The 7,170-nt window shown below is 75.8% G+C and carries 6 protein-coding genes; 2 read left to right on the forward strand and 4 right to left on the reverse strand.

Annotated elements, in window-relative coordinates:
* The coding region (gene mshA, locus FOE67_RS11380) for a D-inositol-3-phosphate glycosyltransferase (protein ID WP_323384731.1) at positions 1-1,304 on the reverse strand (1,304 nt) is incomplete at its 3' end.
* Between the two features lie 248 nt (positions 1,305-1,552).
* On the opposite strand from mshA, the gene FOE67_RS11385 reads away from it, so the two are divergent.
* Positions 1,553-2,416 carry a class I SAM-dependent methyltransferase gene (locus FOE67_RS11385; protein WP_438874207.1) on the forward strand — a complete coding sequence of 288 codons (864 nt, stop codon included), beginning with the start codon at positions 1,553-1,555 and terminating at the stop codon, positions 2,414-2,416.
* Between the two features lie 64 nt (positions 2,417-2,480).
* Here the strand turns inward: FOE67_RS11385 and FOE67_RS11390 are convergent, their stop codons facing one another.
* Together FOE67_RS11390 and FOE67_RS11395 are read right to left on the reverse strand one after the other, a co-directional pair.
* Entirely contained in the window at positions 2,481-2,948 is a 468-nt protein-coding gene (locus tag FOE67_RS11390; RefSeq protein ID WP_182663213.1) for an NUDIX hydrolase, read from the reverse strand.
* A 100-nt stretch (positions 2,949-3,048) separates the two neighbouring features.
* The gene (locus tag FOE67_RS11395) at positions 3,049-5,277 is read right to left on the reverse strand and encodes an RNA degradosome polyphosphate kinase (RefSeq protein WP_182663215.1); all 2,229 of its coding nucleotides are present in this window, start codon (positions 5,275-5,277) and stop codon (positions 3,049-3,051) included.
* A 220-nt stretch (positions 5,278-5,497) separates the two neighbouring features.
* On the opposite strand from FOE67_RS11395, the gene FOE67_RS11400 reads away from it, so the two are divergent.
* Entirely contained in the window at positions 5,498-6,064 is a 567-nt protein-coding gene (locus tag FOE67_RS11400) for a hypothetical protein (RefSeq protein WP_182663206.1), read from the forward strand.
* 57 nt (positions 6,065-6,121) lie between these two features.
* Here the strand turns inward: FOE67_RS11400 and mshD are convergent, their stop codons facing one another.
* Complete coding sequence (gene mshD, locus FOE67_RS11405) at positions 6,122-7,066, reverse strand: mycothiol synthase (RefSeq protein ID WP_182663208.1); 945 nt, start codon at positions 7,064-7,066, stop codon at positions 6,122-6,124.
* Positions 7,067-7,170 lie beyond the last annotated feature (104 nt).

The following is a 7,170-nucleotide window of genomic DNA, read 5'->3' on the forward strand; positions in this document are numbered from 1 at the left end:
GGGCGGTAGCGGTCGCCGAGCCGGTGCTCGGCCACGGCGTCGGCGTACACCTCGGCGGTGGCCGCGGCGGCGGTGTCCCAGCCGAAGCGGGAGGCGTGTCGGACGGCGGCGGCGCCCAGCCGGGCGGGGAGTCCGGGGTCGGCGGCGAACCGGGCGAGGGCCGAGGCGTAGTCGCGGGGGTTGTGGCCGTTGATCAGGTAGCCGGTGGTGCCGTCGGCGACGGCCGTGGGCAGGCCGCCGACCGCCGCCGCGATCACCGGTGTGCCGCACGCCTGGGCCTCCAGGGCGACCAGGCCGAAGGACTCGTTGTGGGAGGGCATCACCAGCACGTCGGCGGCCCGGTACCAGTCGGCCAGCCCGTCCTGGGCGACCGGTGGGCGGAACCTGACCAGTTCGGCGATGCCGAGCCGGGCGGCGAGCTTGTGCAGGTGCTCGGGGCGGGCGAGGCCGGAGCCGCTGGGGCCGCCGACGACGGGCACGACCAGTCGGGCCCGCAGGCCGGGGTCCCGTTCCACGAGGTGGTGGACGGCGTGCAGCAGCACGTCGGGGGCCTTGAGCGGCTGGATGCGCCCGGCGAAGAGCGGGATCAGCGCGTCGGCGGGCAGGCCGAGGCGGGCACGGGCGGCGGCGCGGCCGTCGGCGGGGCGGAAGCGCTCCAGGTTCACGCCGGGGTGCACGACGGCGGTGTGCACGGGGTCGGCGTCGTAGTGGTGGACGAGCTGCGCGGCCTCCTCGGCGGTGTTGGCGATCAGCCGGTCCGCGGCGGCCACCACCTGGGTCTCGCCGATGACCCGGGCGGCCGGTTCCGGGGTGTCGCCCTCCGCCAGCGCGGCGTTCTTCACCTTCGCCATGGTGTGCATGGTGTGCACCAGCGGCACGCCCCAGCGCTCGGCGGCCAGCCAGCCGACGTGGCCGGAGAGCCAGTAGTGGGAGTGGACCAGGTCGTAGTGGTCGGCGCGGTGACCGGCCCAGGCCCGCATGACGCCGTGGGTGAAGGCGCACAGCTGGGCGGGGAGGTCCTCCTTGGCCAGGCCCTCGTAGGGGCCGGCGTCGATGTGCCGGACGAGGACGCCCGGGGCCAGTTCGACCCGGGGGGCCAGGGCGCCGGCGGTGGAGCGGGTGAAGATCTCCACCTCGGTGCCGAGGGCGGCGAGCCGGCGGGCGAGTTCGACGATGTAGACGTTCATGCCGCCGGCGTCGCCGGTGCCCGGTTGGTGCAGCGGCGAGGTGTGCACGCTGAGCACGGCGACCCGGCGCGGGTGCCGACCGCCGCGGCGGCGCCTGAGCCGAACGATGTCGGGCACGTGTCCTCCCGGGGTGACGACGGGCTCCGGGTCGGAGAACACGGGCACTCCCACCCGTCTTCCCACTTTGCCAAAACGTGACCGGTTTCGATCGGCGGCGGTGCCGGACGGCGGAGCGCGGCGTCACCCGAGCGGTGGGGCGCCCCGCCGGCTCCGGCCGCGCGCCGGATCGCCTACGGTGGCCCGGACACGGGCGGGCGACACCGCCCGGGGAGAGGCGCGCGGGCGCGGCGGGAGGAGCGGACGGCATGGCGGGCGGCGCGGCGGCCGACGGGAGCGGTGGGGGCGCCCGCGGCGGAACCCGCCCCCGAGGGGGCGACCGCCCCAGCGGGACGGTCACCCGGGGCACCACCCACCGCAACCGGCTGCGCCGCATGGACCGCTGGATCGTCGCCGAACACGGTGCCGTCCTGCGCCGCTCGCCCCGGCCCCCGCTGGCCGTGGACCTCGGCTACGGTGCGGCCCCGTGGACGGCGGTGGAGCTCGCGCGCCGCCTGCGCGCCGCGCGGCCGGACGTCCGCCTGCTGGGCCTGGAGATCGACCCCGGGCGGGTGGCGGCGGCGCTGCCCTTCGCCGGGGAGGGCCTGACCTTCGGCCGCGGCGGCTTCGAGGTGCCGATCGGGGAGGCGGGGGACCCGGACGAACGACCGCTGCTGATCCGCGCCGCCAACGTGCTGCGGCAGTACCCCGAGGAGGAGGTGCCCGCCGCCTGGCGGCTGATGTGCGGGCGGCTGGCCCCGGACGGGCTGCTGGTGGAGGGCACCTGCGACGAGATCGGCCGCCGCCACGCCTGGGTGGCGCTCGGCCCGGAGGGCCCGCGCACCCTGACCCTCGCCACCCGGCTGGCCGACCTGGGCACCCCCGGTGACCTGGCGGAACGGCTGCCGAAGGCCCTGATCCACCGCAACGTGCCGGGTGAGCCGGTGCACGCCTGGCTGCGCGACCTGGACCGCGCCTGGGCCGCCGCCGCGCCCTTCGGGGCGCTGGGCGCCCGGCAGCGGTGGTTGCGCACGGTGCGGTCGGTGGCGGCGGACTGGCCGGTGCGCGGCGGGCACGCCCGGCACCGGCAGGGCGAGGTGACCGTCGACTGGTCGGCCGTCGCCCCGCGCTGAGCCGGGCGCCGGCCCCGCCCGGGGGCGCCCGACGGGACGATCGGGCGATCGGGCGGCCGGGCTGTCAGGCGGCCGGGCGGCCGAGGGCCCGCAGGGCGGCCACGGCCTCGTCCAGCAGCTCGCGGTCCTGCGGATGGGTGAGGCGTTCGCGCGCGGCCCCCGGCTCCAGCCACAGCAGCTCGTCGATCTCGTCGTTGGGTTCGAAGGCCCCGCCGAGTGCCTCGGCGAGCCAGTAGCGGACCTCCTTCGGCCGCCCCTTCGCCGAGTAGTACTGGGTGGACAGCTCCACCCCCGGCGCGCAGACCGTGCCGGTCTCCTCCCGCACCTCGCGCACCGCCCCCGCCCGGGCGTCCTCACCGGGCAGCAGCTTGCCCTTGGGGTGCGACCAGTCGTCGTACTTCGGGCGGTGCACCAGCGCGAACACCGGCGGGGGTCCGGCGTCGGGGTCCACCCCGACGGGGCCGTCGGGGCGGGCGCCCCGCCACAGCACGCACCCGGCGGCCCGGATCGCCGGCGCGCCGGGCTCGGGCACCGTGCCCGGCGGGTCCCGTTCCTCGTCGGGGGGCGCCGGGCGGACGGGGTCGGCGTCCGGGCCGGCGTTCCGGGCCCGGCCGGGGACGGCCCCCGGCTCCTCAGGCGTTCCCGACACGCCGTTTCCTCCGCGCCTCGATCAGCGTCTCCTGGATGTTGCGCAGCGGCTCGCCATCGGCGTCCACGGCGTGCCGGGTCCACTCGCCGTCCGGGCCCAGGTGCCAGGAGGCGGTGGAGTCGGCGGTGCCGGTGGCCAGCAGCCGGGTGAGCGCGGAGCGGTGGGCGGGGTCGGCGACCCGCACCAGCACCTCGATCCGCCGGTCCAGGTTGCGGTGCATCAGGTCCGCGCTGCCCAACCACACCTCGCTCTCGCCACCCGCGGCGAAGGCGTACACCCGCGAGTGCTCCAGGAACCGGCCCAGGACGCTGCGGACCCGTATGTTCTCCGAGAGTCCCGGAACGCCGGGCCGCAGCGCGCAGATGCCCCGCACCCACACGTCCACCGGAACCCCCGCCCGCGAGGCGCGGTACAGGGCGTCGATGACCCGCTCGTCCACCAGGGAGTTGACCTTGATCCGGACACCCGCCGGGCGGCCCGCCCGGTGGTGGACGATCTCGCGGCGGATGCGCTCGATCAGCCCGTCGCGCAGGGAGCGCGGCGCCACCAGCAGGCGGCGGTAGGTCTCCCGGCGGGAGTAGCCGGAGAGGCGGTTGAACAGGTCGGACAGGTCCGCGCCGACCTCCGGGTCGGCGGTCAGCAGCCCCAGGTCCTCGTAGAAGCGGGCGGTCTTGGGGTGGTAGTTGCCGGTGCCGATGTGGGCGTAACGGCGCAGGTTGTCGCCCTCCTGGCGGACCACCAGCGACAGCTTGCAGTGCGTCTTGAGGCCGACCAGGCCGTAGACGACGTGGCAGCCGGCCTCGACCAGCTTGCGCGCCCACTTGATGTTGGCCTGTTCGTCGAACCGGGCCTTGATCTCCACCAGCACCAGCACCTGTTTGCCGGACTCGGCGGCGTCTATCAGCGCGTCCACGATGGGGGAGTCGCCGGAGGTGCGGTAGAGGGTCTGCTTGATGGCCAGCACGTCGGGGTCGGCGGCGGCCTGCTCGACGAACGCCTGCACCGAGGTGGAGAACGAGTCGTAGGGGTGGTGCAGCAGCACGTCCCGCTCGCGCAGCGCGGCGAAGATGTCGGGTGGGGAGGCGGACTCGACCTCCGCCAGGTCGCGGTGGGTCCCGGCGATGAACTTGGGGTACTTCAGCTCCGGACGGTCGAGGTCGGCGATGGCGGACAGGCCGGTGAGGTCCAGCGGCCCGGGCACCTCGTAGACCTCGTTCCCGGAGATCTTCAGCTCCCGGAGCAGCAGGTCCAGCACCTCGGGGTCGATGCCCTCCTCGACCTCCAGGCGCACCGGGGGCCCGAAGCGGCGGCGCAACAGTTCCTTCTCCAGGGCCTGGAGCAGGTTCTCCGCGTCGTCCTCCTCGACCTCCAGGTCCTCGTTGCGGGTGACCCGGAAGTGGTGGTGGGCCAGCACCTCCATGCCGGGGAACAGCTCCTCCAGGTGCGCGGCGATGACGTCCTCGACCGGCACGTACCGCTGCGGGGACACCTCCTGGAACCGGGTCAGCAGCGGCGGCACCTTCACCCGGGCGAAGTGCTTGTGGCCGGTGGAGGGGTTGCGGACGACGACCGCGAGGTTGAGCGAGAGGCCGGAGATGTAGGGGAAGGGGTGTGCCGGGTCCACCGCCAGCGGGGTGAGCACGGGGAAGATCTTCCGCCGGAAGAGGGAGAACAGGCGGGTCTGCTCCTGCTCGGTCAGCTCGGGCCAGCGCAGCAGGTGGATGCCCTGCTCGGCCAGCTCCGGCGCCACCCGCTCGTGGTAGCAGGCGGCGTGGCGGGTCATCAGCTCGCGGGTGCGGTTCCAGATGATCTCCAGCACCTCGCGGGGCTGGTGGCCGGAGGCGGCCCGGGTCGCGACACCGGTGGCGATGCGGCGCTTGAGTCCGGCGACCCGGACCATGAAGAACTCGTCGAGGTTGCCGGCGAAGATGCCCAGGAAGCGGGCGCGCTCCAGGAGCGGCGTGGTGGGGTCCTCGGCCAGCTCCAGCACGCGCTCGTTGAAGCCCAGCCAGCTGCGCTCGCGGTCCAGGAAGCGGTCGTCGGGCAGTTCCTCGCGCTCGCCCGGACGGTCCCCGGCCCGTGCGGCGCCCGCGGGGCGGGGGGTGCGGCGCGGCGCGGCGACCTCGCCGTGGGCACCGCCGTTCACCGGCGTCGCGCCGTTGGCCCCGGGGCGGCGGACGGCCACGGCGGCGGCCCGGGAGGACGGTTTGATGGGCGGGGCCGCGGCCCCGGTGGGGGCCTTCACCGACCGGGCCGCGCGGGTGGCGCCGGCACTGTTGACCGTGCGCGAGGAGACGGCGGCGGGGCGGGTGGTGCCGGACCCCGTGGCCCGGCGGGTCGGGCGCACCGCGCCGTCCACCCGGTCGGCGGGGGCGGCGTCGGGCGTGCCGGTGTCCCGCGCGGGCTTCCCCGCCGCCTCCCCGTCGGGCTCGGTGGTCCCGGCGGACTTCGCGGACTTCACGGACTTCGCGGTCTTCGCGGTCTTCGCGGACTCGGCCGTCTTCGCGGATTTGGCGGACTTCGCGGGCTTCGTTGACGTGGTCGTCTTCGCGGATTTCGCGGTCTTCGCGGGCTTCGCTGGCTTCGCGGACTTCGCGGGCTCGGCCGCCTTCGCCGTCCCGGTCGGATCGGCGGCTCCCGACGCGTCGCTCGCCCCGGCCGGGTCGGCGGGCACCTCGGCGGAGACCGTGTCCGGGCGCGCGGCGCCGCGCGCCCGGGCGGCGGAGGTCCGACGCGCCGGATTGGCGAGCGACGCGGACGCCCTTCCCGGCGCCGCCCGCCGACCGGTGCGCGCGGCCGTCCGCCGGGGGGCGCCGGACCGCCCGGCGCCCCCCGGCGGAACACCGGCGTCGGAACCGGCCTCCCGGTCCGCCGGACGGGAGGCCTCGATGGCCCCGACCGGCTCCTGGTCGACTGGGTCGCTGGGCTGGGGCTGCGCTTCCGGGCTCATGACCCCATTCTCCCGCCGTCCCGGGAAACGCAACCCGTCCTTCGTGTGACGTGCGGGTTTCCCCCACCCCACGGGCGTGCGCGCCGGAGCGTGCGCCCCGGCTGCGTCAGCTCTCGGTGCGGTACATCAGGTCGACCTCGAAGGTGCGGAACCCGAGCCCCTCGTAGAGCCGCAGGGCGGGGGTGTTGTCGGCGTCCACGTAGAGCATCGCGTGCGCCAGGCCCCGTCGCCGGGCCAGGTACTCCAGGCCCACGGCGGTCAGCGCCCGCCCCAACCCGAGGTGCTGGGCCGACGGCGAGACACCCAGCACGTACACCTCGCCCAGGGCCTCGGCGGGGTGAACCTTCGTCCAGTGGAAGCCCAACAGTTCCTCGGGATCGGCGGCGCCCCCGGTCGACCCCTCCCCCGCCGTCGTCTCCCGGTCGCGGACCGCGAGGAAGAAGCCGGCGGGATCGAACCACGGTTCGTCCATTCGGGCGTCGAGGTCGCGACGGGTGAGCGCGCCCTGTTCCGGGTGGTGGGCGAAGGCGGCGGCGTTCAGCGCCAGCCACGGTTCCTCGTCCCGCCCCGGCTCGAAGGTCCGCAGCCGCACACCCTCGGGCAGCCGGGGTTCCCCCGGCCGGAGGCCCCCGAGCGGGCGACGGAGCTGCCGCAACTCGCGGAAGAGGACCATGCCGAGCGCCTGCGCGAGATGACGGGCGGCGGGGTGCCCGCCGTGCGCCCACACCCGCAGCCGGTGCCCCGACTCGGCCAGCAGCGCCTCGCCCAGCACCCGCCCGTACCGCCGGCCCCGGTGGTCGGGGTGGACGACCAGTTCGGCCGAGGCGGCCTCGATGGGGTCGGTGCCGTCCAGCAGCGCGTACCCGACCAGGACACCGTCGCGTCGCAGCAGCACGTGCCGCACGCCCTCCCGCCGGCCGCCCCGCAGCAGCAGCCTGCTCTGTTCCGACAGCGGTGACCTGCCGTCCACCGCGAGGGCGGCGTCGACCAGCCGCCCGGCCTCGCGGATGTCCTCCGCCGACAGGTCCTCCAGCACCACGACATCGCTCATGCCGGCACTCTACGGGCGGACCGACGCGTTTCGGCAACCCGCTCGTTACGTGATTCCCCCTGACATGCTACGCGCGTAGCGCTAGGCTTCGCCCGATCCCACCC

The sequence above is a fragment of the Streptomyces calidiresistens genome, from assembly GCF_014141525.1.
GTDB lineage: Bacteria > Actinomycetota > Actinomycetes > Streptomycetales > Streptomycetaceae > Streptomyces > Streptomyces calidiresistens.

Bases quoted from the DNA above. Each gene is read 5' to 3' on its own strand.
- FOE67_RS11385 (WP_438874207.1), top strand. From the start codon at position 1,553: ATGGCGGGCGGCGCGGCGGCCGACGGGAGCGGTGGGGGCGCCCGCGGC.
- mshD (WP_182663208.1), bottom strand. From the start codon at position 7,066: ATGAGCGATGTCGTGGTGCTGGAGGACCTGTCGGCGGAGGACATCCGC.